This window comes from Enterococcus spodopteracolus (assembly GCF_030441955.1).
Taxonomy (GTDB): domain Bacteria; phylum Bacillota; class Bacilli; order Lactobacillales; family Enterococcaceae; genus Enterococcus_B; species Enterococcus_B spodopteracolus.
Window position 1 is genome coordinate 1 of sequence record NZ_JARJHD010000020.1, and the last position, 25,306, is coordinate 25,306.

The 25,306-nt window shown below is 40.7% G+C and carries 29 protein-coding genes; 1 reads left to right on the forward strand and 28 read right to left on the reverse strand.

The window, feature by feature from the left end; translation table 11 throughout:
* The first annotated feature begins 474 nt into the window (after nt 1-474).
* On the forward strand, nt 475-840 hold the full coding sequence (locus P3R27_RS13290) for a hypothetical protein (protein ID WP_137072985.1): 366 nt from the start codon (nt 475-477) through the stop codon (nt 838-840).
* Between the two features lie 504 nt (nt 841-1,344).
* On the opposite strand, the gene P3R27_RS13295 is transcribed toward P3R27_RS13290, so the two are convergent.
* The 28 genes from P3R27_RS13295 to P3R27_RS13430 form a co-directional block, all read right to left on the reverse strand.
* The gene (locus P3R27_RS13295; RefSeq protein WP_206859242.1) at nt 1,345-2,313 is read right to left on the reverse strand and encodes an N-acetylmuramoyl-L-alanine amidase; all 969 of its coding nucleotides are present in this window, start codon (nt 2,311-2,313) and stop codon (nt 1,345-1,347) included.
* Nucleotides 2,310-2,567: a hypothetical protein gene (locus tag P3R27_RS13300; RefSeq protein ID WP_301357378.1), complete on the reverse strand. Its 258-nt coding sequence runs from the start codon at nt 2,565-2,567 to the stop codon at nt 2,310-2,312. Before P3R27_RS13300 ends, P3R27_RS13295 begins: the two co-directional genes overlap by 4 nt.
* 34 nt (nt 2,568-2,601) lie before the next feature.
* Nucleotides 2,602-2,934, reverse strand: a complete 333-nt coding sequence (locus P3R27_RS13305) for a holin (RefSeq protein WP_301357377.1) — start codon at nt 2,932-2,934, stop codon at nt 2,602-2,604.
* Between the two features lies 1 nt (nt 2,935).
* A complete protein-coding gene (locus P3R27_RS13310; protein WP_206859246.1) occupies nt 2,936-3,169 on the reverse strand; it encodes a hypothetical protein in 234 nt (77 codons plus the stop codon).
* Nucleotides 3,170-3,180: 11 nt separating this feature from the next.
* Complete coding sequence (locus P3R27_RS13315) at nt 3,181-3,312, reverse strand: XkdX family protein (RefSeq protein ID WP_301357376.1); 132 nt, start codon at nt 3,310-3,312, stop codon at nt 3,181-3,183.
* Nucleotides 3,305-3,619, reverse strand: coding sequence for a hypothetical protein (locus P3R27_RS13320; RefSeq protein WP_301357375.1), 315 nt, complete (start codon nt 3,617-3,619; stop codon nt 3,305-3,307). Before P3R27_RS13320 ends, P3R27_RS13315 begins: the two co-directional genes overlap by 8 nt.
* Before the next feature lie 5 nt (nt 3,620-3,624).
* Nucleotides 3,625-5,055 (reverse strand): BppU family phage baseplate upper protein, encoded by a 1,431-nt coding sequence (locus tag P3R27_RS13325; RefSeq protein WP_301357374.1) that lies wholly within the window; start codon nt 5,053-5,055, stop codon nt 3,625-3,627.
* A gap of 13 nt (nt 5,056-5,068) precedes the next feature.
* Complete coding sequence (locus tag P3R27_RS13330) at nt 5,069-5,290, reverse strand: hypothetical protein (protein WP_301357373.1); 222 nt, start codon at nt 5,288-5,290, stop codon at nt 5,069-5,071.
* Entirely contained in the window at nt 5,277-5,714 is a 438-nt protein-coding gene (locus P3R27_RS13335; RefSeq protein WP_301357372.1) for a DUF1617 family protein, read from the reverse strand. The genes P3R27_RS13330 and P3R27_RS13335 overlap by 14 nt, the downstream gene beginning before the upstream one ends.
* Nucleotides 5,711-8,896 carry a phage tail spike protein gene (locus P3R27_RS13340; RefSeq protein WP_301357371.1) on the reverse strand — a complete coding sequence of 1,062 codons (3,186 nt, stop codon included), beginning with the start codon at nt 8,894-8,896 and terminating at the stop codon, nt 5,711-5,713. The genes P3R27_RS13335 and P3R27_RS13340 overlap by 4 nt, the downstream gene beginning before the upstream one ends.
* Nucleotides 8,893-9,651 carry a phage tail protein gene (locus P3R27_RS13345; RefSeq protein ID WP_301399089.1) on the reverse strand — a complete coding sequence of 253 codons (759 nt, stop codon included), beginning with the start codon at nt 9,649-9,651 and terminating at the stop codon, nt 8,893-8,895. The genes P3R27_RS13340 and P3R27_RS13345 overlap by 4 nt, the downstream gene beginning before the upstream one ends.
* Nucleotides 9,648-14,381, reverse strand: coding sequence for a tape measure protein (locus P3R27_RS13350; RefSeq protein ID WP_301357434.1), 4,734 nt, complete (start codon nt 14,379-14,381; stop codon nt 9,648-9,650). The genes P3R27_RS13345 and P3R27_RS13350 overlap by 4 nt, the downstream gene beginning before the upstream one ends.
* Entirely contained in the window at nt 14,368-14,955 is a 588-nt protein-coding gene (locus tag P3R27_RS13355; protein ID WP_206854794.1) for a Gp15 family bacteriophage protein, read from the reverse strand. Before P3R27_RS13355 ends, P3R27_RS13350 begins: the two co-directional genes overlap by 14 nt.
* Nucleotides 14,956-14,959: 4 nt before the next feature.
* Entirely contained in the window at nt 14,960-15,340 is a 381-nt protein-coding gene (locus P3R27_RS13360; RefSeq protein WP_301359731.1) for a hypothetical protein, read from the reverse strand.
* A 54-nt stretch (nt 15,341-15,394) separates the two neighbouring features.
* Nucleotides 15,395-15,913, reverse strand: coding sequence for a phage tail tube protein (locus P3R27_RS13365; protein ID WP_206854799.1), 519 nt, complete (start codon nt 15,911-15,913; stop codon nt 15,395-15,397).
* Nucleotides 15,913-16,311 (reverse strand): minor capsid protein, encoded by a 399-nt coding sequence (locus tag P3R27_RS13370; protein ID WP_206854802.1) that lies wholly within the window; start codon nt 16,309-16,311, stop codon nt 15,913-15,915. The genes P3R27_RS13365 and P3R27_RS13370 overlap by 1 nt, the downstream gene beginning before the upstream one ends.
* A complete protein-coding gene (locus P3R27_RS13375) occupies nt 16,311-16,679 on the reverse strand; it encodes a minor capsid protein (RefSeq protein WP_301357353.1) in 369 nt (122 codons plus the stop codon). Before P3R27_RS13375 ends, P3R27_RS13370 begins: the two co-directional genes overlap by 1 nt.
* The gene (locus tag P3R27_RS13380; RefSeq protein ID WP_301399092.1) at nt 16,679-17,014 is read right to left on the reverse strand and encodes a putative minor capsid protein; all 336 of its coding nucleotides are present in this window, start codon (nt 17,012-17,014) and stop codon (nt 16,679-16,681) included. The genes P3R27_RS13375 and P3R27_RS13380 overlap by 1 nt, the downstream gene beginning before the upstream one ends.
* Nucleotides 17,011-17,466 carry a head-tail connector protein gene (locus tag P3R27_RS13385; protein ID WP_301357351.1) on the reverse strand — a complete coding sequence of 152 codons (456 nt, stop codon included), beginning with the start codon at nt 17,464-17,466 and terminating at the stop codon, nt 17,011-17,013. The genes P3R27_RS13380 and P3R27_RS13385 overlap by 4 nt, the downstream gene beginning before the upstream one ends.
* Nucleotides 17,467-17,497: 31 nt before the next feature.
* Complete coding sequence (locus tag P3R27_RS13390; RefSeq protein WP_301357350.1) at nt 17,498-17,662, reverse strand: HeH/LEM domain-containing protein; 165 nt, start codon at nt 17,660-17,662, stop codon at nt 17,498-17,500.
* Nucleotides 17,659-18,546 carry a capsid protein gene (locus tag P3R27_RS13395; RefSeq protein ID WP_301357349.1) on the reverse strand — a complete coding sequence of 296 codons (888 nt, stop codon included), beginning with the start codon at nt 18,544-18,546 and terminating at the stop codon, nt 17,659-17,661. The genes P3R27_RS13390 and P3R27_RS13395 overlap by 4 nt, the downstream gene beginning before the upstream one ends.
* 13 nt (nt 18,547-18,559) lie before the next feature.
* Entirely contained in the window at nt 18,560-19,150 is a 591-nt protein-coding gene (locus P3R27_RS13400) for a phage scaffolding protein (protein ID WP_301357348.1), read from the reverse strand.
* Nucleotides 19,151-19,383: 233 nt separating this feature from the next.
* Nucleotides 19,384-20,532, reverse strand: coding sequence for a phage minor capsid protein (locus P3R27_RS13405; protein ID WP_301357347.1), 1,149 nt, complete (start codon nt 20,530-20,532; stop codon nt 19,384-19,386).
* A gap of 4 nt (nt 20,533-20,536) precedes the next feature.
* Nucleotides 20,537-22,075, reverse strand: coding sequence for a phage portal protein (locus P3R27_RS13410; protein ID WP_301357346.1), 1,539 nt, complete (start codon nt 22,073-22,075; stop codon nt 20,537-20,539).
* A 14-nt stretch (nt 22,076-22,089) separates the two neighbouring features.
* Complete coding sequence (locus P3R27_RS13415; protein WP_301357345.1) at nt 22,090-23,385, reverse strand: PBSX family phage terminase large subunit; 1,296 nt, start codon at nt 23,383-23,385, stop codon at nt 22,090-22,092.
* Nucleotides 23,360-24,256: a phage terminase small subunit gene (gene terS / locus P3R27_RS13420; RefSeq protein ID WP_071866034.1), complete on the reverse strand. Its 897-nt coding sequence runs from the start codon at nt 24,254-24,256 to the stop codon at nt 23,360-23,362. Before terS ends, P3R27_RS13415 begins: the two co-directional genes overlap by 26 nt.
* 46 nt (nt 24,257-24,302) lie before the next feature.
* Nucleotides 24,303-25,010 carry a DUF5677 domain-containing protein gene (locus tag P3R27_RS13425; protein ID WP_192923783.1) on the reverse strand — a complete coding sequence of 236 codons (708 nt, stop codon included), beginning with the start codon at nt 25,008-25,010 and terminating at the stop codon, nt 24,303-24,305.
* Nucleotides 25,011-25,043: 33 nt separating this feature from the next.
* Nucleotides 25,044-25,250 carry a hypothetical protein gene (locus tag P3R27_RS13430; protein ID WP_071866032.1) on the reverse strand — a complete coding sequence of 69 codons (207 nt, stop codon included), beginning with the start codon at nt 25,248-25,250 and terminating at the stop codon, nt 25,044-25,046.
* Between the last annotated feature and the right edge of the window lie 56 nt (nt 25,251-25,306).

Sequence of the window (25,306 nt, forward strand, 5' to 3'; positions counted from 1 at the left end):
CATTTGTGTCACTACTTTGTTTTTTTCTGGGGATCTGTTGTGATTGCTTTGGCGAATGGCTCTTTGGCTTTTCTGAGACTTTAGGACCACACGCTGCAAAACTAACTGTTGCTAAAATTCCTAGACACGCTAATAAAAATTTCTTCATATTGACCACTCCTATCATTTTTTTGGTACACTTAGAGTGTATAAAAAAGAATGAAATTAACTATGTCTATTTGCTTAAGTCATTAATAAGAAGCGCTTACAGTATTGTCACAGCGTTTTTTAATCATCCATAGATATGTTTAACTGATTAAGATTATTTATATTTAGTACGCTGTAAAGTTAAAAAAATCCATATTTTTACACTACTTGAACTTTTTATGAAATTTTTTTGGTTTTAAACAGTCTTCCTAAATTCAGTTTTTTATTCTATACGAAATGATTTAATAGCTCTAAACTTTTACAAAGATAAATGAGGAGGTTATTGTATTGAACGCTAATCGATTAAATGCTTCGCCTACACCGATCATCTTATTTTTTATCGGTGGATTAGGTACACTGTTTTCTTTTTTCAATCTAGCTGATTTTCTAGTTTTTGATGTAGGAATATTAGAACCATCGATACCAATATATGTCTATAATTTTTATCATATCTTATCAGTATCTGCTGCTAATCTTTTATTTTTTTCAGCCAATCAAATATATTTAGCACTAATTGTTCTTACAATCACGATTCCAGTTATTATGCTCTTAATAAATATTAAACAAAATAATTTAAGATCAGATTCAATATTTTTACTCCTATTAAATCTAATTTTTTCACTTCCTATCATTTACCTACTATTTTTTCTTTAAATGAGTGATTAAATTTCATTGACAAATGTGAGTGAAAAAGCTAATACAAAAATACGTATAGTCAAATTGACATTATATATTCTGTAAAACTAACTATATTATAAAAAAAAGACCTACTCCGAAGAGTAGGCAATAAAAAAACTGTGGTTAGGATTGTATAATTCCTTCGTTGTCTAAAATACGTATGATATAATTATTAAAGAGAGTATCGATATGCATGCTATACACTTCCCCCAGAAGTTTTTAGTTGTCGATACTCTCTTTAATAGTGGCGCCTACAGGTAGTTTAATCCTGAATTTAAATTATTGCAAACGCTTAACTTCAGTTTGAGGATTCTTAAGATTTGATCACTTCTAGCTAAACAAAAAGACCCACTCCGGAGAGTGGGCGGGTATTAAAAAACGAATTTCTTAGTATTGAGGATAACTTTAGATTACTATGATTTTATTTATTGTTCAAGTCATGTGCTTTATGTATTTCGCCCCTCAACGAGGGGCTATTTTTTATCGCTTTGGAATAGTCAAAGCTAAGTCTCTAAAATGGAAGTCCTGATGTCCACCAGTTGTATTTCCTGCTGAATCATTCGTACGTCTAAACATGATATAAACATTTTTCCCAACAAATTTGCTCATGTCAAAATCACCTTGCATGCCATACCGTAAACCGTTAGGAACTCCCAAGTGCTTGTTCACGTCATTCCGGACAATTCCTGGTACAGATACACGTGCAAGCTCTTTACCTGTGTTTCGGTCCATTAAGAAGACATATGCAAATCGATGGTTACCCGGTCCTTGCCAACCTCTAGCGGTCAAAATTCCTTTCTTAACTTCTTTCATTAATTCAAGTTTTGCCTGTTGTCCGCCACCGTGTTGTATTGGACTTTCAGTTACATAATCGTTATGGGTTTTAGGCTTCGAACTTGCTGTACCACTAGTATTGTAGCCAAGCACATTCATCACCGCACGGATTGCTTGATCCATGTTCTGATCTAATCGTCGCATGTCATTTGCATTATCGATAAAACACCATTCGATCAATAATACATTGACGCCCGGATTAGTGTTACGGTGTACGAAGAACGTTGTGGTAGGCTTTGCTCCACGATTCGGAATTCCCAACGTATCCGCAATCACTTTTGATACAGCTGCCGCTAAAATACGCATCTGCTCGTTACCAGCCCAATAGAAAACCTCAACACCAGTTGCCTGACCATTAAAGGCATTCAAGTGACTCGTGATTGCTACGCCTGATCCCGCCGCATTCATAACCGTGACTTGGTTCTGCAAGTTTTGGTTAACAGTTGCGCCAACGTTATCTGTAGAATCGCGTACACTGGCAATTGCTTGCATCTTTTGGGTGATTGTTCGTACAACATCTGCTTCACGTCTCCCGTTTCCTACTGCACCTGGATCCATCCAGTTTGAGCCATTTTTTCTTCCTCCGTGTCCAGCACCGTTTGATCTGATCGTCATTTTACTTCACCTCTTCCTACGTAATACCAGTCCAGCATCTGTTGATCCGGATCATCTGTTTTGGGTCGTTGCTTCTGCTCAAAATCAAATGCTTCCATTTTGCCAGTTTCTGTAAATTCAGCTGCCACGGTCACGGTCGTTCCTTCGATATTGTTAAGAGTGTGTGCGGCATCCTCGATCGTGTTCTCGTCATTTTGAAACTCTGGTTTGACTACTTTGTTGTAGTCTTCTAAAAATTTTCCTTTGTTTCTCATCGGATTTACCTCCTAAATATTTAATAGAAAAAGATCAGCCTTTCGACTGATCCTGTTCTTTATAAATTAAGTTTTCTGTACCTTCTTGACCATCACCATAATCCGGTGGATCAACGTCTGGTTTAACCATGCTGTTTCCTAAATCAAATAATCCACCAGCGGCTAACCCTGATACAGCCCCCGCCCATGCGTAGATTGCTAAATCTTGTGGTGCTAAGGTCATTGCATAAAGCACCCCTAACAAAATACCCGCAATCACATTGATCACGGGTAAGAGTTTGTACTCCTTCATTTGTGTTTTGATTAATCCTGTGACACCAACGACTAGTGGCGTAATAATACTTGCAGCAGCTAAGATTTCTGTCATGTTATTTTCTCCCCTTTCCAATTTGCTTAAAAATAGATCTTATTTGTTCCTCGATAATTGAGAGCCGATTGCTAGATTCTGTCTGATTTTTTTTTAGTTCCTTTATGGTCTCATTCAATTCACTTAGTGTATGATCCATTTTCGTGAACATCGCATAAAATTTTGCAATACCAAAAATCAATGTAAATGCCAGTGAAACAATTGCGATCCACTCAGCTACGGTTAATGCCTCCATAAGTCACCTACCTAATCCTCATTCTCTAAAATTATCTTTGACTGTTCCTCTGTGATCGCACCTAGTGCCAGAAACTGATGAACATCATCATCTGTCATCCAGCCACGATTGTACCAATCTTGAATTGTCTCAAAATTAAGCATGTTCTTGCCCTCCTTGAGTCAGTTCTCTTACTTGTTGTGACAGTTGTAGATTTTGTAACGTCAGCTGTACCACCGATCGCCCTAAGGAATCCGTCGTTTCTTGTAACTCCTCAACCTCTTCTGGCATTGCTGCACTCACCACATTCCAACGTTGTCGATTAAAATCAAAACCAATAACTACCACATGTGGATCAGTCGGTGGTGCTACTTCCGTGTAGGGATGGAATACGGTGCGATCTTCTGGCGTATATAGTGGCCGAAGATCTTGTAAATCCCTTGTGTCATAGATTGTTTTATGTCCTTCCATTTTTGTCATCCTTTCTTTTCTAATTCATTGACGCGTTGGGCTAAGTGATTAAACATATCAATAGTTGGGTTCGCCATCTGATCGATCGTTTTAGAGACATAGAGATCTGACAAACGAAATTCAACCGTGTACTCCAATTTTACATAGCGTACTCGAATTGTGTTCTGACCAGTCGTTTGTCGATCCGGTCCTCTTAAATAAACAACTGCTTTTCCTAAACTTGCATTCGTTGTTTCATTTCCTCGTCCAGTAACAAGTTCAACTGGGAAAGAGAGAGGTTCTGGCGTAGTTGCATCGTGACTAGTCATCTCTTCCCACGCTGTTCCCATATTCGCCGGCGGTCTTCGATAGCCGATAATTGGGTAAGACGTGGTCGCACTGATAAAAGCGTAGGCAGTAAATTGTATATTCTTGACCACTCGTCGAACGATCTGCAGTTCTTCTTCTCTTGTTTGTGGTGAGAAATAGGAAAATAATTCTGGAAATCGTCTCTTCATATCCCCCAATATATCCCACGCAAACAAAACAAACATACGCCCGTTAGATGTAGTACTACTTATGGCGGATATTGATTCGTCATCTAGTGAAATCCCATTATACTGTCCTTGAGTTATTTCTGTTCCCGCACCGGCAAAATTTGGCATTGCTGTAGTAAGATTTCCCGAGGCTCTGTGAACATTTTCAACAAAACTTCCTCGAATTTTCCCGGTAAAATCAAGCAACTGTTCTCGAATTAGAGGTTTGCCAAACATGAACTGTTCCAGTACTTGATCCACACTTTCCTCAGTTACAAAATCAGCAGCTTCAAGACGCTGTTCGATATCACTTAAGCGATCTTCGACAGCTGTTCTTATCTCTCCTTCGATTTCTTTTACCAACGCTTCGATATCGAATACTGCTAAGTCAGATTCAATTTGATCGATTCGGTTCTCAAACTCGGTCAAATCGTGATCAATTCCTGAGGCTTGTTCCAGAACCAAGTTCCGCAAATCCTCGAACCGCTTCACATAAAATTGCGCCATTTCTTCAAGATCTTGATCAAGCCAAGATTCTTGGAATTCCGTACTAAATGCCGGATAGTCTAACGATTGGCCATTAGGAAACTCCACAAAAACATAAATGATCACTGAGCCAGAGTACGCGTAAATGTCATTTGGCAACATCACATTTACTTTTCCAGCTGTTGGATCCTCAATTTTGATTGAGTCATCAGCACTTTCAAAAATAACTGACTGACCTGCAGTCACGAAATCAAAGCCCAAAATGACATTGGCCTCTGAAAGGTCCAACGGCTCCCCTTTAAACTGAAAGTTGATCGTCTTTTTTGCGACACGTTGGTCATAACTGAAAAACTCTGTATTGGTCGGTATAGGAGAAGAACGTTTTTCCGCCGTTTTGTTTAACGTGATCTCACTGGTTACGTAGAGATTTTCCATCGTCCGTCCTCCTTCAAGCTTTGTCTTCTAACTCCCACAGTTCTTCCAAAAATTCTTGAATCCCTTCACGGCAAGTCTTTTTATTCTTTTGGTATAACTCAGGCTCTTGGATGCTGATTGATGGTGACATTGACACCCCTTTATCTTCATCGATCGAAGCCGATAGATAAACAACCATCGTTTCATCAATCGTGACCTGTCCATTTACACTAGTACTTTTGTTAGTCTTTAACATCTTGGTTTTCCTCCTTTTCAAATTCGTCCATTAGGCGGTCGTAAATATCGGCTTCCTTACCTGAGATGACACCGTCATAGTTGGCAAGTACTTGTCCAAACTTCTCGAAATTTTTGGCGTATAACCCACTCTTGATCACGACCTCTTCATCTAATAGAACATTCATTTCTTGATAGAATTGATGGCGATTTTCCGCTTTAATTTCATAGCCAGTTTTTTCTTCATTTATGATCAATTGACCTTCAGAGTCTTTTTCCCCATACAACTCATATAATTCTAATTCTGATTCCTGTAGCCCCTTGATTGCTTCAATCAATGAACTTTTAAACTTTGACCGATGGCGGCTATCTGCAGCTTTCAACGCCATTTCTTGAATAAATAAAAGAGCAGCACTTAGTTCATAATTCTTTAGGGTAATCTTCATGCGATTTTCTCCATTTCTCGTTCTAATTTTTGAATACGCTGTTCTTGGCTTTCAACGATCGCGATCAACTCTTGATTGGTTTTCGTATTAAGATTGACTTGTTTATTCATATCAATCGACAAATAATGATTATCCCCATCAATGTTTGCTTGTAAGAAAGGTACCTCTTGGGCAATCATTCCAAACTGACGAGTAGTTGGTGGCGGAGTGTCTTTGTCAATTGGACGATAGTCTTGTTTCCAATCAAAATCAACCATGCGAATTCGCTTTGTTTCTTTTATGCCTGAAACAGAAGTTTCTTGGATATTTTCTTTCAAGCGGATATCGGATTGATTGGTAATGCTCCATCTATTCATGTTGATGTTGGCGTGCATCTGGATTGCAGCGTTATTTCCTTGAATTTCCATCACAGGTATTCTTTGTTCACTTGTTCCTGCGGAGTTGACTATTCGTCCCAACACTAAGCTATAAGAGTTTCTTGCAAAGTACGCAACACAAGTTCGCCCACTCATACTGCTTCGCTCAAAACCACCAATACGTGTGCTTTGACCAGTGAAAAATTCAAGTCGAAGACCAGTCATTTCCATAAACCGCACGGAGGTGCTTTGCCAAAATGCCAACGTCGTAGGCGTCAACCTTAAGCTATTCCCCATGTTGTTAAAGCCAACTTGAATGGCATTTGTCGCTAATTTATCCGCAGTCACAGCTCGCGCGACGATCTTATCAGCGGTGACGGCTCCGGCAGCTATTTTGACTGCTGTCACTGAGCCAGTTGCCAATTTGTCTGCGACGACCGATCCTGCCGTAATATTGCGCGCAATGATACCGTTTGTTGCAATTCGATTCGCTGTGATTGTTTCTGTCGCAATCTGATTCGCCGTGATCGTGTTCGTAGCAATCTGCGCTGCTGTGATTGTATTGGCAGCTATTTTTGCTGCCGTTACAGCCTCGGCGTTCAACTTGACTGTAGTCACGGCGCTTGTCGCAATTTTCTCAGCAGTGACAGCACCTGCGTTAATTTTTATGGCCGTTACTGCGTTCGTATTGATCTTTTCTGCCGTGATTGCGCTAGTTGAAATATGTCGAGCGATAATGGCATTAGTGGAAATATTATCTGCAGCTATGGTATTTGCAGCGATCTCGTTTGCGGTTACGGCATTTGTTGAGATATGTCTGGTAATAATCGCATTTGTCGCAATCTCATTAGCCGTAATGGTTTGCGCATTGATTTCTCTAGCTGTAATGGTGTTAATGGCCAAATCATTCCCAACAATGCTTCCAGCTTGAATCTGGGTTGTCGTAATGCTTCCTGCAACGATAGATAAAGCTTGGATCGTATTGGCTCGGATCTTACCACCATCAATCTCAACTGTGTCCTCCCATTGCCAATCAGAAAGCAGATCCTCAACCTCTCGAATATCTGCCATTGCATCATCGATTCGTTTTTGTGCGTCAAGGAAATTTTGTTCAGCTGATTTCAAACGCTCATCCAACAGCGGTAAAGAAACGTTGTTCAGCTCATTCAAAGCAAGCTCGTTATCGATCAATTTCTGCTCAAGTCCCGGTAACTTTACAGTGTTGAGTATATCCATTTCAACTTCGAGATCTTTTAAACGCCCTTCAAGATCCGGCAAAATGTTTTGCTTCAGATCATAAAGCAGCTGATCGTTCTCCGTCAGACGTTCATCTAATTCCGGAAGAATCCGGTTGTTTAAATCGTCCAAGATGCCTTCGAGTTCATCGAGATCTTTTGTATTTGCCGTTTGGCCAAACACTTCCGCACTAAAAGGACCAGCAACATCATGATGGTTGACCGCCCTTACTCGGTAGTACCATTGCAATTTTGTTTCTGTTCCGTGGCTATACGCGTTGACGTTTGTTTTTCCAAGTAAATTACTTGGACCCGGAACGAAGCCTTTTTCTTGCGAACCATAAATCTCGTACTCCCTGACCGTCAGGCCTTGCATATCCCAATGAAGCAGTACTTGACTAAAACCGCCATAGGCGACTAGATTTGTAATCGTGCCAGGTCGAACGTTGGCTATGTTTCCGGGTCCAATCACTGGTGGTCGATTGATCTGTTCCTCACGATCGCGATCCTGTTCTTTTTGGTTGGACCCCAATGTCGCTCTTGAATCGCCAATCTCAATCGATTCGTATTTATCTAACAGCACGTTCCAAACCGTCTGATTGATCTTCGCATTGACATTGACACCTAGCTTGTTAAAAGCCACGGTGACGGTGTCATACAGCTCCAATTGCTCGAGCAGCCTATGTTGTTCCTCGCCAGTTGCGCTATATAGATCCGCAAACTTTACTTTCAGATTCACACGAGGCAACCCGACCTGATTGCTTGAAATGTAATACTGTCCAAACTGACGAAGTTCCGCCACAGTCTGAGGATTTCGGCTGCTTAGATCCACTGTCTGTACCCGACGTTCCGGAAACTTGTCGACATGAGAACTATCTAGAATGACTTCCGGAAGAACTAACTCACTGGCACCTTCTTCATTTGCTCGAGCATAAGGTCGAATTGATGTGTAGGTACTTTCGATTGATTCTTCTTGCACGAGATCCACCAAGTTCTTGCCATAAGCTATGACAACACCGGTATCTCTTCCGCCGTTTCGCATCAAGCGAATTTCGTTGTTGTCGAAAATATATTCACCGTTGTAATTTTGAAGTATCGAACCTTCCTTACCGCCTAATGCTTCCGCAGCACTTTCAAAGTGGCCAACTTCGGAAAAGTCCATGGCAGTAACGGTCGTCAGATCGGTAAACACGCTAAAATCACGTTGCGGAACTAAAAGAGCACGCCACTGATTCAATGCTTCTTGCGCCGAAATAGCGGTGTGCTTCTGTCCTTTGTTTAGTGCTGTTTTTTCGGTTAAAAGTGAAATATGATCACATTTAATAGAAATAATGCCGTGTTGAGGTTTAGTAATCTTAGTGATTTCAAATCGTTGTCGCTTCGATCGAGTACCCGGACCAACATCAACTACTACTTTCTTCCCTTTCTTCAACTGAGAAAACAGTTGACCATTGATCGGATAGTTGAAGGCAAGATAAGGAAATTGATTTCTATGCCGTACAGCCAACACGCTGCTTGCTTCGTTCAATAACCCTAGACCGAGCGTGCTGTAATCGTTATTCGATTCATTGTAAAGAATTGGCACACTCATATCGCAATCGACCTCCATCTTGGTGTAATTGTTACCTGTGTGATTTGTGTAGTGAATGAAATGGTATTAGTTCCTGATCGCAGCTTCGGAACATGGTACCCATCGTTTTGCATCAAGATCGCACTTGATATATTGACTGTGCCATCACGATACGCTGTCCCTAACTCACTATCGATCGTAATCATGCCAGCACCGGCAGCTCTCAGAATTCGAAACTGCCGACCATTAATGGTCAGGGACGCATCTGCCGTCCCACTGTATCGAAATTGGATTATCGGCAGTGATGAAATCGATTCAGGATTGTCTAGTGTACGTCCGGATAAAACGGAAACAGCTGTTTGACCATCCAACCGATACATTACTGGCTTGCACTGAAAAGGCAACGCTAAGTCAAAATGATCACGCCAGCGATCGAGAATTCGAACTTGCGAATGAAAGATGCCTTCGTAGAAGTATTCCGAATCCTCAGAAAAAAGAAGCCGACTGTATCGCTTTGGTTCCTTCAGCCAGTGCGTAATTTCTCTGACTTGCTGGAAAAGCGACTTGTCTGCTTCTTTCCTTAATTCCATCGGAAATGTTTTGATGATATCTTTTTCTCGTTCATTGTCGTAAATGATTGCCCCTTGTCGACCATCGACCTCATCAAATCGCAAATCTGATTCAGGAATCGTCAACTCCATCTCATTAAGGAGGTAGAGATTCTTGTCGATCGACTTATGGACATTAAATTCAAAATAGGGTTGTACAGCTTTCACTCTAATCTCCTCCTCATTTCATCTGCCGTGTGTTCTGCGAGTAATTCCGATAATTCAGCAATATCTAATTTGTCATTGATTGTAATCTCATCAAAATGAATATCGATATGCGGTGTATTATGGATCGTTTGGGTGGTGGTTTTTGACTCGCTCTTAACTGCTGGTAACGACAATCCAAACCCAGCATTACCGGCAATCGCCACCGACTCGGCTTGGATATTCGGCAAGACAAGCTGGGCACCTAAATCCTCAATGGCATCTAACGCTAAATGCTTGAATCGCTCAATCCCTTCGCCAATACCAGCAGGGATCCAACGTCCCACATCCATCTCCATCACTTTGGATGGCGAATTGATATCTAAAGCTCGTTGCATCGTTTGTGCCACCTGATTAGCGATGGAAGCTGCAGTGCTAAGAACTTGAGCTTGCCCGGCAATTAATCCATTGTTTAAACCGATCATAGAGTTTTGGCCAATGCGATAAAACTGATCAGGTAGATGATTCATTTGATTAGGCATCTGTTGTGCACCCTCACGGATAATGTCATTTGCCCCCCGCATCCCATCACGATAGGCCTGATTTGATTCACGCATAGCTGCTGTGGCAATCTTAGGAAGACTTTGTAAAGTTTTATCTAACTCCTTAGTTAGTTTTTCAAAAACTTCCTGCATTTTTTTAGATCCTTCATTGGATGTCTTGACCATCTCTTCAGTCATTTTATTGATTTCAGAAACTGCCCGAGGGGTAGTATCAGCGATACCTTGGCTTGTACCTTTACCTACCTTTTCTCCATGTTTTTGGTATTCTTGTTGATTCATGTGTGTGGAAATTTCATTCCCTGGTACTAGTGCAATTTCTTTCGCTGCTTTTTGGACAGCTCCTTGGCTATCCGTGATTCCTTTGGCAGATCCGGCACCAACATCTTGACCATTTTTATTGTAGTTACTAGCAGTCATTTCGTTGTTTAAAATATTTTCTGGAACCCTCGCAATCTCTTTTGCTGCAGATTCTACTTGTGGTTTTCCTTCACGTACACCTTGACTTGTGCCTTCACCAACAGGATGCCCCAGAGAAATATATTTATCGATCCCCACGGTTTCTCTAATCGTTTGTTCCGGAACATTAGCTACTTCTTTAGAAGCTTCTTCTACCGAAGTAATATTATCTAAAATTCCTTGCCCAAATTTTGTTGGTGGTGCTGCACCCATTGCGGCGTAGTCTGTTTGTTCTAGCTGAGACCCCATAACTCTCTCTGGCGTTTGAGCAACTTCCTTTGCTGCTTCCTCTACTTTTGGGGTTGCTTCTACCATCCCGTCCCCAATTTCTTCGACAGGTTGACGTCCCCACTGTGCAAAGTCTTGCCCCTCTGTTCCTCTGCGTAAAGATGCCTCACTTTTTTCTGGAATTAATCCAAACTTTTCAGTAACAGTCTCCGTTTCTTCACCAACAATATTTGCCATGCTCGCCATCGCTTGCTTCATCGTTGCATCCGCAGTCCCATTTAAATCACTAATGTGCTGTTGTGCTGTTTCTGGTAATTTACCTAATTCAAGATCTAAATTTTCAACAAACCACGCCGATTGTTCAGCTGACATTTTTGGTAGGTCCTCCATATGAAGACCCATTTGTTCCAGCAGGCTTTTTGTATGTTCTCCACCTAACTCCGCTAATGAACCGAGATTCAGCCCCATCTCATCCACCATTTGCTGTGTTTGAAGCGCACCCGCCGGGCCTAGCTTTTCAAGTTGCATAATAATGCCATCATCTACACCGGCCTTCGCCAAAATGGCAACATTGGTCGACCACGTTCTCATAGCTTCAGCATTTTTTTGTAGATTTTCCTTCATTTGATCCAAGCTTATTGCTTCTTGTTGTTCAATCTGCTGAAAAGCATTCCCTGATTCTTCTACCAGCTTTTTGTACATGCTATTCATAGATTCCAAGGCAGCTTGTTGTGCATCAGATAGAACATTCCATGAAGTAATCATCTGTGAATTAGCTTCTGAGACTGTCTCTGCGACTGCTCGTCTTTTCTCTTGCTCCTCCGTGTACAATTGATTTCGTTCAGATTGATTTTCAACAAGTAAACTTTGAAGTTCATCTTCCTTCTGGGACAGTCCTTCCAGCGATTCTTTGACCTTTTTCTTTCCATCCACGCCAGATTCTGAGGCTTCTTTCTCCAATCTCATACGTTCTTTGGCTACTTCAGTTAATGAGGATTCAATGTCTGCAGCTTCTTGATTCAACGTCTTTTGTCGTTCGGTTAGCCGATTGACTTCTTCCATTCCTTTAGAAGCTTCAATCCGTTTGTTTATTTCTTCTGTGGTTGCATTAAGCAGGCCTGTTTCTTCGTCGTAAGAGAGATTTAGACCAGTCACTGAATTATTCAGTTCATCAACTGTATCAGCCATCAATTTTTTATCCGCAGCTGATTTATCTTCAATTGCTGAGAGTCTTTGTAATTCGGCTGCTAGATCCTTGTTTCTTTCTGTATTCGACTCGATCACTTTAGCTTGTGATTCAAATTCTTTTGCACTGGACTGGGTTGACTTTTCTACGCTATCAAGATCGCCTTTTAATCCATCTAATTCACTAGCTAATTCTTTGGCTGCTTTTCGGTTCTCATTCCATTTTTTTGTTAGATATATAGCTCCTGCTGCTAGCCCTGCTAAAATAGCCCCCATGGGATTCATCACAGCTTTTAATGCCATTTTTGCTGCAGCTTGGGCTTTAATAGCTAATGTATGAGCTTTAACTCCTGCAATAGATCCTGCTTCGAGTGCCTTAGCTTTAGCAGCAACACTTAAATGAGCATTTTCAGCTACAGTAAGCGTCTTTGTTACTGTAGCTGCTGCTGTCTTAGCTCCAGTTAGCGTTTTAATTGATGTGATGAAGCTTCGTGTATAAAGATCTGCTTTTTTCACAACCATGTATCCTACAATCCCCGCTGTTAAAGAAAGAATAGCAGCGTTTGCTAATGGTGATACTTGTGTAAGACTGACTATTCCTCCGACAAGCGTATCAACAGCCGAAACAACGGGAGGGATGACACCAGCGATATTATTCAGCACACCTTCAAATGTTTTACCAAATCCTTGGATATTTTCTTTCATCGAGCCAAAACGTGTTTCTGAGAATGCCTCGTCCATAGATGCGATAATATTTGCTGTTCCTCGGCTTGTTGCAGTAGCCATATTGGCAAACGACCCTGCCCAAGTATCACCAGCTTGTTGCGCCATCCCAGAAACCGAGGTGAATTCATTCCCACCATCACGCATAGCCTGTTCAACCGTATCAAAAAACTCATTGGCACTAATTTCGCCATCACGCAACGCATCACGAATACTTTGCATACTCACACCAGTCGCATCTTCATAGATTTTCCAAGGATCTACTCCACGGCGAACCATACGATCCATTTGTGCCATGTTAACCGTTCCGGTTGCTCGCATCTGGATCATGGCATCCATTACGTTATCCATTGTTTCTGCAGCGCCATCACCATACATGGCAACTGCATCACCCCAGATTTGATAACTTTTCGTCGATTGTTCTAATGAACCATTTTGCATCACTAAGCGCTGCACGGTCTGAGCCGCACTATCAAGCATATAGTTTGTACCAACTACAACATCTCGAACGCCTTCCATCCCTGCCGCCGCTTCTTCAGAACTGCCAGTTAATCGGGTCATCGTATTTTCAAAGTTATTCAAAGTATCAATACGACCAAATGCACCATCTAATGAACCTTTAGCCATCGTTAGTGCTGTAGTTGCTCCTTTTGTGATCAACATCGCTGCACTTAGTTTGCCCACAGAGCCTGTTAACAAATTGGCTTTTGGCTCTGGTTGAGAAAAGGAGGTACTCATTTTAGCACCAGACTTTTCTGCTTCATCACCTAATGACATAAGATCCTTTTTCATCGCATCAACCGCATCACTGACAGTCTTCGCTCCGTCTTTGGAACCTGCTTCTAAACTAGTCGCAATGCTCTTTCCAGCCTTAGTTGCTGATAATTCAACAGGAGGAACCATCTGCGCAGAGGACTTTTCTATTGATCCAAGAGCGCTAGCTGCTTGCTTGGAACCTGCTTCAAACGAATCACCGATGCTTCTACCTGCCTTGGGTGACGTCACTTCAATACTGGCTAACATGTTACTGCTTGATTTCCCAATACCATCTAAAGCGCTCGTCGCCTCTTTGGCACCAGATTGAAAGGAGCTACCAAGCTCTTTGCCGATTTTAGGTGCAGAAGATTCCACAGAAGAAACCAAGCTTGTGACTGATTTAACGACACTTTCATTAGCCTGATTGGCATCTTTGGCGCCAGAATCAAAGGATTCACCCATGATACGTCCTGACTTAGCTAGTTCAGTGCTCGTCGTGGCGGTTAGGTCTGCCACTCCTTTAGCCACGCTATCAGTCGCTTGATTAGCTTCCTTTGATCCTGCATCAAAGTTATCACCGATAGACTTACCGGCTTTAGCTGTTGCAGATTCGGTCGTCTTTCCTAAATCATTGACCGTCTTTTCTACCGAATCCACCGCTTTATTGGCAGACTTAGCACCTGATTCGGTATTCGCACCCATATCATTGCCGACTTTTTTCATGACATCATCGGCATTTTTACCTAGTCGGGAGAAACCTTGTTCGACCGTATCAATTTCTTTCGTGACTTGTTTGCCATTGACGATTATGTCAATCGTTACCTTGCCATCACTTCTGCTCATCTTCTTCACCTTCTTTCGGTAGTGCATAGGCTTGTTTTGCTTCTATCAGTTGTTTTTTCGCTTTGCGAATTTCTTTCCCCTTACCTTCAGGCAAATCTCGTTGACGGATATCAACGATGTGTTTGAAATGCGTATCACTAGGTAATCCATTGAATAATGCAATGAACTTTTCCCATCGCATCTTTCCCTGCTGTTCCAATAAATCAATCCGATAAGTTTGATAAAAGGCAGCGAAGATACTTTCAGCATCGTGATCAAAAGAAAAAACCTCTTCTGCAATTTCTTTCATCTTTGGTTTCATGAGGTTCCCTTTCCAGTCATAGCGTGGTTTTGGGCGTTCCCATATACCAAAAGCTTCTAAGACAGACAAAAAGATCTCATTTTGTGTTTCAATGTCACATAAAAAAGAGACGCCCAATAAAAGCCGCAGCCCTAAAACAATTTTTTCGGATTCCGTCAAAACTGGATCTTTTAACAGGTCAAAAAGACGTAGTACCGTATCGAAAGAAAGATCGATCGGATAACTAACGCCTTCGATTTCCACTGTGTCTTCTAGTCGATACTGTAGTTTCATTGCTCTATCCTTCTAAGTAACGCTGCATTTTATCGAAGAATTGTTTTTTTCGTCCGCCAAGCTCTTCTCCTACCGCAGAACAAATCTCCATGTAGTACTCAGAAATCAATGTGTAGTCAGGCGAAAGCTTAAACAACTTGTTAAATGCGCCATCTCCTAAAAGCTGATCCATCACTTTTTCTAATTCTTCATGCGCCTTTCTGTCAGCTGTTTCCGGTTTGATCATCTCTTTTTTCAGTTTTTCAGTGATCTTTGCAGACTTTGTCGCATAATTTGAAACTAATTTCCAAAAGGCTTCTGCTCCTTTTTCGGATGTATCAATATAAAATGTGTGTTCGCCAATCTCAATTGGTAGTTGTGTTTTCTTCACTTGGATTTTTACCATGTTTGTTTCCCCCATTCGTTGGTATGTAAAAAAGAGAAGCGATAATCGCTCCTCTTACTTAGTCTCTTCTTTCTTGTTTGCTTTGTTGCTAACTGACGTAGAATTCAACGCTGCCTCCGAATTACTACCACCAGATCCAGGCGTGCCTTCTACTGGGGTCATATTAAAGGTAATCGTACAGCCAAATGCTTCTTCAACTTCCGCAGCACCTGATCCAGCAACGATATCTGTAACAGTGGCATGCCCGACCCATTGCTTTGTTCCATCAGAGCTAACAATTCTATGCCAAACCTTACGCCCAACACCAGTCTTCAGCTTCATATCTGCAATTAATTTCTGTGCTGGATCCGTTGACGCATAAACACCTGAGATATCGTAGGCAACTGTTACTCGATTAACGGCATTAGAATGCTCGCCATCGTAGAAAAATCGTTCGGAAGTTGAGTCTGCACTAGAATCCGAAATATCTTCAATCCCAGCTCCTAACTCTAGCCAAGCTGATTCTGATGGTGTTGCTGATGTAGTGGTAAATGGTGCAATAAAATGACCACGATTACTATTCACATTAAACATTATTCTTCACTCTCCTGTGTTTTATTTCTAAAATATAGTTTTGCTTGTACGACCAAGCGATAATAAAAGAACTTTTGATTATCCTGGCTAACTAAAAAGGGTTCATTGGCAATCGTCAACGCCATAAATTGATAAGAATCATTTTCTGATGGGACGGACTTCACATTTTCTAAGATCTCTGACAATTGATAAATGATCCGATCGCCAGAAAAATCTTTTGTCTTTAATCGAAATTCAAAAGGCAATTCCTTAACCTTATCCCCATTCATGTACGACTTGACCGTGCGCCCTCCCGGTAAGGGAACCAACCGAATCGACTCCTCTTGATCGATGGCTTGGATAATCACTGGCACATCGATTTTGCTGGCTACTTCCTGCAGCCGATCAATAAAATCCATTATAGTTTCGCTCCTTCCTTGAAGGATTGCAGCCAATCACTGATAAACAATGGTTTCGCTGCTTCATCCCATTTCGGGCCGGTACCTGGTGTTGTGTAGTTTACAAACGATATCCAAGCCCCGGTTTTTTCATGGGTTCGTCCACCATAATATTGTGGACCAGCGTATACGGTATCCCAAATCAATTGTTCACCACTACCGGATACATAACCAGTCTCACGTAAATGCATCATATCTTCCGGAACAGTGTTTTCATTCATCGTTTGAAGCATCCGTTTGGCCATGTTGTACTGGCCACGGTTGAAATTCTCTTCACTCAATTTTGAATAAACACCAGATAAATCAATTTCGATTTTAATGCCAGCCATCAGACCACCTCAATTTCATAACCAAATGGCTCAGGCGAATCAGCATTCAGCGGTACAACTTTTCCAATCGTGTACTGTTTGCCAAAGATTTCAATTTGATCTGCAACTGAAAACTCCGGTAATGGTCCAGTGTATTTCTTTACCATAGAGATCAATGCATTGGGTGTTTGTATTTTCCCATCAATATCCCTTGGCTCAAATTTGACTGTATCATCAAAGCGGACATGCTCAATCACAAGATCCTCTTCAAGAATCGGCTCGCTACGTGGACCCATTCCGTTTTTCTTCCGATAGATCATTGTATAAGGGAAAGATCGTTTAGGTGGCATTCTCATCGACTCACCCCACGATACAGCAACCCGGTTCCGGACAATTGCAACATAGCGTCCCCAGAAAGCAGGGATACTTCGTTTGTCGATGACGAACCACCTTTACCTTTAGAAACGCTCATCCGCCCAATGGACCAACTATCAGGCTCTTGCATTCCAAATGTTGTAGTGGCCTCAGCCTCATGCATGTACTCAATCTGGTAAGCAACAGCCAACTTAAAGGCATTGCGGCGCATCGGAACATCTAATTCAAGATCATTGTGTTGATAGAAACGTCTCGTTTGGATGTCCAACAATGCACTGGCTTTTCTCAGAAGCTTCTTGAACTCCTTCTCGGTCAGTTCCGTGTCACGATCCACGAGTCGCTTGTACTCTTTAAGAGCCAGGTAACCGCATGGCTCGATGCTCTCCTGATCGTCAAAAATTTCGTTAAACGGCTTACGGCTTATTCGTTCCATGGTTTTTCACCTCCATGAAAAAAGAGAGTGGTTATTCACTCTCTTTTAACAGCTCAATTAATTCTGATTTCTTGGCAGTAGATGGATACTCAATGCCAAGATGATCTAACTCAGCTCTAAGCTCATCAACTTTCATGTCATCGATGACAAATGATTTACCTTCTACCCCAGACTTCCCCGGTTCTTCCGGGGTCATGCTTTTGGGTCATCATAAGAGATATAGATTGCTGGACGTGCTTTCTTAAGTACTAAGCAATCGTAATAATCCAACCCTTTGATGGTGTCACGGTAACCGCCACGATCCTGGTCAGCAGGGACCAAATCAATCGTATTGTACTTCTCGATTGGCTTAGCAACGGTGATAGGTGTCATAATGAAATTAATATGCTTGTCTTCATCGACCTGCAACCGATTTTTAGCAACCTTTTGGATGATGATGTTCGTGCCATCAAGCATCTCGACACGACGATCGATACCATTAAATTGAACAGTGTTGGTGGTAAAAGTTTTAGAAACGCCATCTGCATTCTTCAATGCTTTGTAGGCATCACTAGACATAAATGCCACAAACTGACCAATGACTTCTGTGTCAGTCATGTACGCTTCAGCATCATCAAAGCTATCTAAAATATTTGCTTTAGTAATGGCTTCTTTGACTGTTTTCCCTTTATAAACTTCATCAGAGGTATCAAAACCAGCTTCAAGCAAACGAGCTACTGCAGTTTGGTCTTTTTCAGGGATCGTAACCAATCGAGTGTGCTCTTCAATAATAGCACCTACTTGATATGCTGCATTTTCCGATTGATCTAAGCGGTCCATATCGTAACCCATCCAGCGCTCTTGCTCCAATTTCAAAGTTGATTTTTCAACCGTGATATTGTTGCGTTCGTTTTCTTTATTCCGCTTATAATCAGCAGCTGTAAAACCTTGCATCTCGTTCACCCGAACTTCTTTCACTCCGACAAAATCTTCTTCGGTAATATCTTTTGCTCCTTGGGTCAATACTTCCCATACTTGCGACTCAGCTGCAAATTCCTTGTCGATTTTCGCTAAATCCTTACTGTCTAAAATTACTGGCATTTAAACCACTCTCCTAATTATTTTTTGTTCTTGCAATATTCTCTGCTAGATTATCTTTCCAGCTTTTTTCTTTAGGTGGTTCGCCACCGCCTGCATTACCAGCAGCCACAAACTGCTTTTTCTTTGGCTGTGGTGCAGGATCGCTTGATTGAAACAAATAGCCTTCATCTTTTTTTAGTGAGGCTACTTTATCATCTAATCCCTTGACCCCTTCGTCAGTCATTTCCAATTCATCTGCCTTCAACAAAGCTTTCACAGCTGTAATGTTCTTAGCTCCAGCTTGTGTTAAAGCTAATTCGATCGCAGCGTTCTTACGATCTGCTAGTCTTTCAGCAGTTACGGTTTCTAACTGATTTTTATAGTCATCAATTTGTTTTTGCAGATCTTCATTTCCACTGTTTGATGCTTTCAACTGCTCAACAAGCGCATTTGCGGCGGTTAAATCTTCGTTTGCAGTTTTTAGCTTTTGAGACTTATCGTTAAAATCAGCTTTAGGCACAGCATTTTTCGGAAATTCTGATTTTATTTCTTTTGTCGCTCCGTCTAGATCAAACTTCCCATCCTCTCCGACGTGTTTTGATAAAATTTCTTTGATCCATTCCATGATTCATTCTCCGTTCCTTTTTATTCTGGTTGGTACCAGTTTAGAGTGTGAGTTATACCGCTCACTCGGTAGATAAACAGTTTAATGTCATATTCAGGACAAAATAAAAGCCTAGCAAGCTAGACTAAACAAACCAAAATCCTCAAACTTCAAAGCAAGACCAATTTCATAAAATGTTAGTAAGATTTCAGATAAGCTCAATTTGCTTTAATCCTCCACCATACTTTCTCCTTCTATGAATACACTTGCTCTCTCGAATAATCCCGACGTAACAATTGATCATGCTCATTGATAAAAGTACGCAGTGCTGCTTGACGTCGTCTGACCAGTTGTTTGAAGTGCAGAACATCTTCTTTGTTGTCCATTGTCGTTGCTGCGTTCAATTGCCGCTTAGCACGTCGAATAGCGACTTCCATGCGGCGTTGCTTGGCAACCAAGTCCGCATTGTCAATCGCTTGCTTTGGATTATACTGCTTCATGTGAATATCAAGATCCGGATCATAGATTTGGATGTACAATCGATGTCGACAATTAATACCTTGGGTTCCGTCAGGCTCACCGTATCCATAATCATAGATCGATGAAATATGACGTAATTCTTCCGGCGCATCTTCTTTACGGACAAGTAAGACCCATCCGCCTTGGATATAGGCACAGTGTGGTCGTGCAGCCATATGGCTACTCATTAGCGCTGTGACAATTCCATGCTCTAACCCTCGCTTAAGTCGTAGATCCTGATAAACTCGATGAGTTGTGCTTTTCAAAACCATCCGAACGTAGCGCTCAAGGCTCCATTCACGTCCTGATTTGTCGACAAAGGTCGTCATCACCCCTTTTTCCACCATCGCATAGATCGATTCTTTAAGCGCCTGTTGTGGCGTTTTAGTGCCGCCAATGATTTTGGCTACAGTATCGTTTAAAACTTGTTGATACATCTTAGCCAGTGGATTATTCGGATAATTAGTATCGATCAGCGTTTGATTGACATGATTGTCGAGATCTCGCCATTGCTGATTGAGATACGATTCCATCACATTGTCAATCTCAGTTCGTGATGGTGGTTCTTTTCCTGTTTGCTTAGACAAGTTTTGGTCAAGATCTGAAATGACTTCAAATCCCATATCCACGATGATTTTACGTAGCTTATCATAAGAGTACTGACTTGTTTCATTGACCAATTGCTGCAACGATTGTTGATTCAATAAATTTAATTGCTGCATCTTTTCAATTTTCCAACGAAAAGCGTTGTCCTCATTCAAAGGCGTTCGAGTTGGCATTTTCAAATGCTTAACAAACATCCTCATGATCTCATCTTCCATCGCCATATAAGCATCTTGAATGTAAGAAGCCTCAATATCTAACTGGTTAGGTGTAATGGCCATTCAATCACTCCTCGAAGTCTTCGTATCCAGAATCTCGTATTTTACCAGTAGTCTCATCAACTACATCTAATTGCGCTTGTCGGTAAAGATCTTTTGCCTTACTTTCAGGCAACTTCAATATTTTGGCTAAAGTTAACCATCCGGGAATCAGCCCATCATTTTTCAGTTCACGATAATAATCAGATTCTGACTTTTTATCTAAGAAGATGCCATCATCAAAGTTCACACCTATCTCTTCACGATTTGGAGATTCACCACTAAATAGTGGTTTCCCATCAACTTCTGTGGCTCGACCTAGCTCACACAGCGCTAGCACAACATCCCGAATGAATTCCTCTAATTCGGTTGTTTGTTGGTTCCTTGATTGATACGTTTGCGAGTTCTCGCTGATTACCTCAGTTGCCGTCTTATTCGTAGTACGTACCCCGGCACCATCGAAAACGAACGTACCAGTCGACAGCCCCACTTCCATTTCTAGAAGTCGCAAGCGATGATTAATTGCTCCGATGTATTGTTCTGTTCGAATATCATGAGTTAAATCAGTAATTTTAAATTCATCAGGGTCCGTACCAGGAACAATGACATAGAAGTCATCATCTTTATCAAAGGTTAATTTCGTTTCGCCTGTTCCCTTGTCAGAAATTCCACTTAGCATAGATTCAGGAAAGGCCGCTCTTCTCTTACCCACGTCAATTTCATGATCGAACGCATCAAGTGCTTTGTTTAATCGATCAAGTGTTCGTTTACAGTTATCGTACACACCAACACCAAGTGGTGAGTATGGATTGATATTGTTAAAACCTGCTGTCTTAAAATAAGAGAAGATTGGACGTTCAATTTCTTCACCATGAACAGCCACCTCAAACTCTTCGTACTGCTTTAATGTGTTTAAAGATACTTGCATCCCCAACACATTAGATTTTTCACTTTCGTATAGTTCCATAGAGACCCAATACTCACCATCGATCCACTCATGGAATTCTAACAAGGTATAATAGAACGTTTTGTTCCCTTGGGTTTTGATCGTTTTAAATGCCATTGCACACTGACTGATCTTATTTGTACTGCTTTCCAATGGAAAGAAAGCATCCGGGAGCGCCCATGAAAATTCCACTTGTCCTGATTGATCATTGAAATAAGGTCGCACAACTAAGCCACCAAGAGCCATTGCTGGTTCAAGATACTTACTGAGATTACGCTTGAAGTCATTATGTTGAAACACAGACTCTATCCAAGCGCTAGCTTCATCATATTTTTTTGATTTATCGTCTTTTCCGATCGTGATTTCTGCCTGTTCATTGAACATTACCTTCGCATATTCAGTAGCAACCTTGCGGGCCATATTGATATTCGCCTTTGCTCTCTGATCAGAATTACAATGCGTGTACCCTTGGTAATAAAGCAAGCTGTTTTGAATACGATCATATTCTTCACGACTCATTTGAATCTTTGGATGATCTAAAATACTTTGTAGCTCTTTTTTCGCTCCTATCGCAACCGCCCCCTTTCCAAAAACTCTTTTTATTGCTTGCCAAAATGACACCTGATCACCTCCTGCTAAAGAACATAGCGTTTCGTAAAATAATTAATCGCATAACGACATTCGTCTAATGCATGGTTGTTTTTATCCACTGGGTAGCCAGAATCATTCCGAACGTACATTCCTAATTCTTTGATGAAATGATAGTGACCATACTTGCCATCATGATCGTAAAGAAAAAAGCGTCCTTTTGAAAAGGCGCTTTGCATACGTTCGATACCTATTTCAATTTTAGTGCCATTGCTGGTTACTTTGTCTTTTGAGTTGTTGTCTGCTTTTGTTGTGACGATTCCTAACACACGTAATTCCTCACTCAATGACTTACAGGCTGGATCGACAAAGAATTTTGAATGTTTAGGCAGCCATGACCACTCTTTATAACACCATTCTTTAAACTGCTTAATTTCCTTGGCATACTCACTCATCGCTTTCGTGACACCCGTGTCGGCACCACTATGGTAGAAGTTAGCCATTCGATAGAGATAATATTCTCCATCTTTCCACGTAACAAGGTTTAAGGAACAGGTAGTTGCATCACTTTGTCCGCCGTCTGCACTAAAGAACGCTTCTACAGACTTGCCAATGATTTCCTTCGACAGATGAGTATCTTCGTTAAACATTGAATAGATCACACCTTCAGGCATCACACGATCACCTAGCCAATCTCGTTTGTAAAGATACTCGGAGACTTTACATTCAGCTTTCCATTCTTTCAAAGCTTGTTTCGTTAAAATAGGATTATCTTGTGGTCGCCAATGACGAAACTTAAAAGACCCAGTTTCTATAAAGGGTTTAAGAGTTTCTAGGTTCGGATGATTTGGTGCTGGCGGATTCTGTTCAGCGAGATGATAACGAAAGCTAGAAGCTTTAGTCCGACGAAAAGCCTCCTCTATGACCGCTTTGTTAAGCAGATTGAATTCCAAAAAAGTGACTGTTCCAAATGACATCCCAGTGATAGCGCCGACAGCATTCACTTTTCCGCCGCCTTTATAATAGATCCGCTTTTCTCCCTCTGGTAGATTGATCCATAAATGATCTCCATGTTCATCGTGTCGAATTTCAGCACAGCTGGCAAAGATATGTTCTAGTCCGAACCCTTCACAATCCATAAACATTCTGTAGGCTTGTTCTTGGTTATAAGCAAGAACAAGATGATTCGTATCGGGATGTCCTGCGTATATTAACGCCATCTTTTGAGCATCTGACAGCGTCTTACCAGAACGAATCGTTCCCTCGTTCATCTCCATCCGAATTCCTTTAAGTGGTTGAAAAATATTCTCTTTTTGTTTAGTCGATAGTTTCAACTGACTCATCTGTTTCACTCTCCTCATCTTCTTCTATTGGACCAATAATCGCTTGGCCAATATCAATAAGGCCTTGAACTTTACTTTGCTCACCTTGTTTAAGAATAAGTTTAGAGACTTTATGTTCGAGAATATCCGCTTCAAAGGCTATTTTCCGTTTTTGCTCTTCCATTAATACAACTTTTCCTCCTAATAGGGATAATTCATTTAGTTGTTTAATCGATTTTGTCAACTGGTTACTAATCCGAGTTAGTGAATCTTCAATTGAAAGAATATCATCAATTTTACGGTATACTTTTCTACTTACTTGGATATCTTGCATTGCTTCACGTTTGATTTCTAGCTTTTTACCATCTTTTTCTATAGGAGTTTTTATTTTTCTTAGCTGTTGCAGCCGCTCAACTTCTTCCTCATTTAACCCTTCTTCGGCTTTTTTGATTCTTTTCATCATTCGTAGCTGTCGAATCTTCAGTAGCCGTATTTCTTCAGATAAAACACAAGAAGGATCATCATCCAAACTTGAATAGATGTCCTTCTCGTCATCGCTTAACGTATCAAAGAATATTGTTTCATATTCGCCAGTTTTCAAGGCGTTCTTATTGCCTGATGGCGGTGATGCGCTGCTATTCCCTTTATTCCCCATGGCATTCTGGTTACCGATAGGTGCGCCACCTTTATTTGCAGTACTACAATGATTATTTGAAGTACTACATTCATCTTTTTGCAGTACTTCATTCCATTTGTCACGTGATTTCCATGCTGAAATAGTTTTTTCTGGGACAGATAACTTTACAGAAATTTCTCGGTTAGTTATTGTTCCATTAGACTCTTCAAACAATTTGAAAGCTTCATCACGTCTTGGATCACGCTTTCTTGCCATTCAATATACACCACCTCACATTCTGATTAGGTTGAGTTTTGTTTTTCTAAGAAATCAAGTTTGCTAATTCTTTTCTTGTTTCATTCAGAATTTTACAACTTATACTACTAATTTGTTTTTCATTCAATATAGTTGGTTTTAATTTTGTCATACCATTATCTAACATTTCAAAATGTTTTAATCCATTATTCCCATGGGCTTCCATACATAAGTATCTATATATGCCATCGTACCAATCGGATTTACCCATACGTTCAAACAGCTTGTATATTCCTTTTGTACTTCCATCATCGTTATACCAAGGTACTAGCTTGTGCCCATAAAGTGAATCAAGTTCTTTTAAATATTGTTTTATTTTAGCTTCATCTTGTTCATATAAATCTGTTTGCTCTTTTAACCATTGATCTTGAGCAATCATTTTTTGTAGCTTTTTATTCTTTTTTTGAGCATCATATTGTTTTTTCACATCTCTATATACATTTAACTGATAAGCTCTGCTTCTTTTATTCGAATTCTTCTCCAATATATATTTCAAATATATATGATTTTCCATCATAGTTCTTATTAGGGATAAGATTCCCGTGTAATGTTTTCTATCTAATAGAATATTGATAGATAGTTTTAAATTCAAAATTTCAAAGCCAATGTCAGATGAAACCAAGAATTTCAGTTCATTTTCTTCTTCAGGTATTTTTGAAAAAACAATTTCTAATGTTTTTTCAAATTCAGTAATAGTCAGTTTATCATTATTCAAACTACTGATCTCCTTTTTTACATTGATTATCTCTCAATCATCAATATCTTTCAACATAAGATCAGCTTCAATCAATATCTTTAAATCGGAAACTTTATCTAACTTGATTTGTCCTGACTGGAGATTTTTAAGCCATTTCCCCAAAGCTATTCGAATGATTTTCTTATATTCATCAATAGACTCTGCTTTCTCCATCGCTTTTTCAATCTCATAGTCTAAATCAAATTTTTCGTTTTCCATTGTCTAAGCACCCCGACATCTGTTATGATGCTAAAAGATACAGAGGGTATCGAAAA

Excerpts from the sequence above, each read along its gene's own strand:
- P3R27_RS13295 (WP_206859242.1), bottom strand. The coding sequence starts at position 2,313 with ATGACGATCAGATCAAACGGTGCTGGACACGGAGGAAGAAAAAATGGC.
- P3R27_RS13300 (WP_301357378.1), bottom strand. The coding sequence starts at position 2,567 with ATGAGAAACAAAGGAAAATTTTTAGAAGACTACAACAAAGTAGTCAAA.
- P3R27_RS13305 (WP_301357377.1), bottom strand. The coding sequence starts at position 2,934 with ATGACAGAAATCTTAGCTGCTGCAAGTATTATTACGCCACTAGTCGTT.
- P3R27_RS13310 (WP_206859246.1), bottom strand. The coding sequence starts at position 3,169 with ATGGAGGCATTAACCGTAGCTGAGTGGATCGCAATTGTTTCACTGGCA.
- P3R27_RS13315 (WP_301357376.1), bottom strand. The coding sequence starts at position 3,312 with ATGCTTAATTTTGAGACAATTCAAGATTGGTACAATCGTGGCTGGATG.
- P3R27_RS13320 (WP_301357375.1), bottom strand. The coding sequence starts at position 3,619 with ATGGAAGGACATAAAACAATCTATGACACAAGGGATTTACAAGATCTT.
- P3R27_RS13325 (WP_301357374.1), bottom strand. The coding sequence starts at position 5,055 with ATGGAAAATCTCTACGTAACCAGTGAGATCACGTTAAACAAAACGGCG.
- P3R27_RS13330 (WP_301357373.1), bottom strand. The coding sequence starts at position 5,290 with ATGTTAAAGACTAACAAAAGTACTAGTGTAAATGGACAGGTCACGATT.
- P3R27_RS13335 (WP_301357372.1), bottom strand. The coding sequence starts at position 5,714 with ATGAAGATTACCCTAAAGAATTATGAACTAAGTGCTGCTCTTTTATTT.
- P3R27_RS13340 (WP_301357371.1), bottom strand. The coding sequence starts at position 8,896 with ATGAGTGTGCCAATTCTTTACAATGAATCGAATAACGATTACAGCACG.
- P3R27_RS13350 (WP_301357434.1), bottom strand. The coding sequence starts at position 14,381 with ATGAGCAGAAGTGATGGCAAGGTAACGATTGACATAATCGTCAATGGC.
- P3R27_RS13355 (WP_206854794.1), bottom strand. The coding sequence starts at position 14,955 with ATGAAACTACAGTATCGACTAGAAGACACAGTGGAAATCGAAGGCGTT.
- P3R27_RS13360 (WP_301359731.1), bottom strand. The coding sequence starts at position 15,340 with ATGGTAAAAATCCAAGTGAAGAAAACACAACTACCAATTGAGATTGGC.
- P3R27_RS13365 (WP_206854799.1), bottom strand. The coding sequence starts at position 15,913 with ATGTTTAATGTGAATAGTAATCGTGGTCATTTTATTGCACCATTTACC.
- P3R27_RS13370 (WP_206854802.1), bottom strand. The coding sequence starts at position 16,311 with ATGGATTTTATTGATCGGCTGCAGGAAGTAGCCAGCAAAATCGATGTG.
- P3R27_RS13375 (WP_301357353.1), bottom strand. The coding sequence starts at position 16,679 with ATGGCTGGCATTAAAATCGAAATTGATTTATCTGGTGTTTATTCAAAA.
- P3R27_RS13380 (WP_301399092.1), bottom strand. The coding sequence starts at position 17,014 with ATGAGAATGCCACCTAAACGATCTTTCCCTTATACAATGATCTATCGG.
- P3R27_RS13385 (WP_301357351.1), bottom strand. The coding sequence starts at position 17,466 with ATGGAACGAATAAGCCGTAAGCCGTTTAACGAAATTTTTGACGATCAG.
- P3R27_RS13390 (WP_301357350.1), bottom strand. The coding sequence starts at position 17,662 with ATGACCCCGGAAGAACCGGGGAAGTCTGGGGTAGAAGGTAAATCATTT.
- P3R27_RS13395 (WP_301357349.1), bottom strand. The coding sequence starts at position 18,546 with ATGCCAGTAATTTTAGACAGTAAGGATTTAGCGAAAATCGACAAGGAA.
- P3R27_RS13400 (WP_301357348.1), bottom strand. The coding sequence starts at position 19,150 with ATGGAATGGATCAAAGAAATTTTATCAAAACACGTCGGAGAGGATGGG.
- P3R27_RS13405 (WP_301357347.1), bottom strand. The coding sequence starts at position 20,532 with ATGGCCATTACACCTAACCAGTTAGATATTGAGGCTTCTTACATTCAA.
- P3R27_RS13415 (WP_301357345.1), bottom strand. The coding sequence starts at position 23,385 with ATGAGTCAGTTGAAACTATCGACTAAACAAAAAGAGAATATTTTTCAA.
- terS (WP_071866034.1), bottom strand. The coding sequence starts at position 24,256 with ATGGCAAGAAAGCGTGATCCAAGACGTGATGAAGCTTTCAAATTGTTT.
- P3R27_RS13430 (WP_071866032.1), bottom strand. The coding sequence starts at position 25,250 with ATGGAAAACGAAAAATTTGATTTAGACTATGAGATTGAAAAAGCGATG.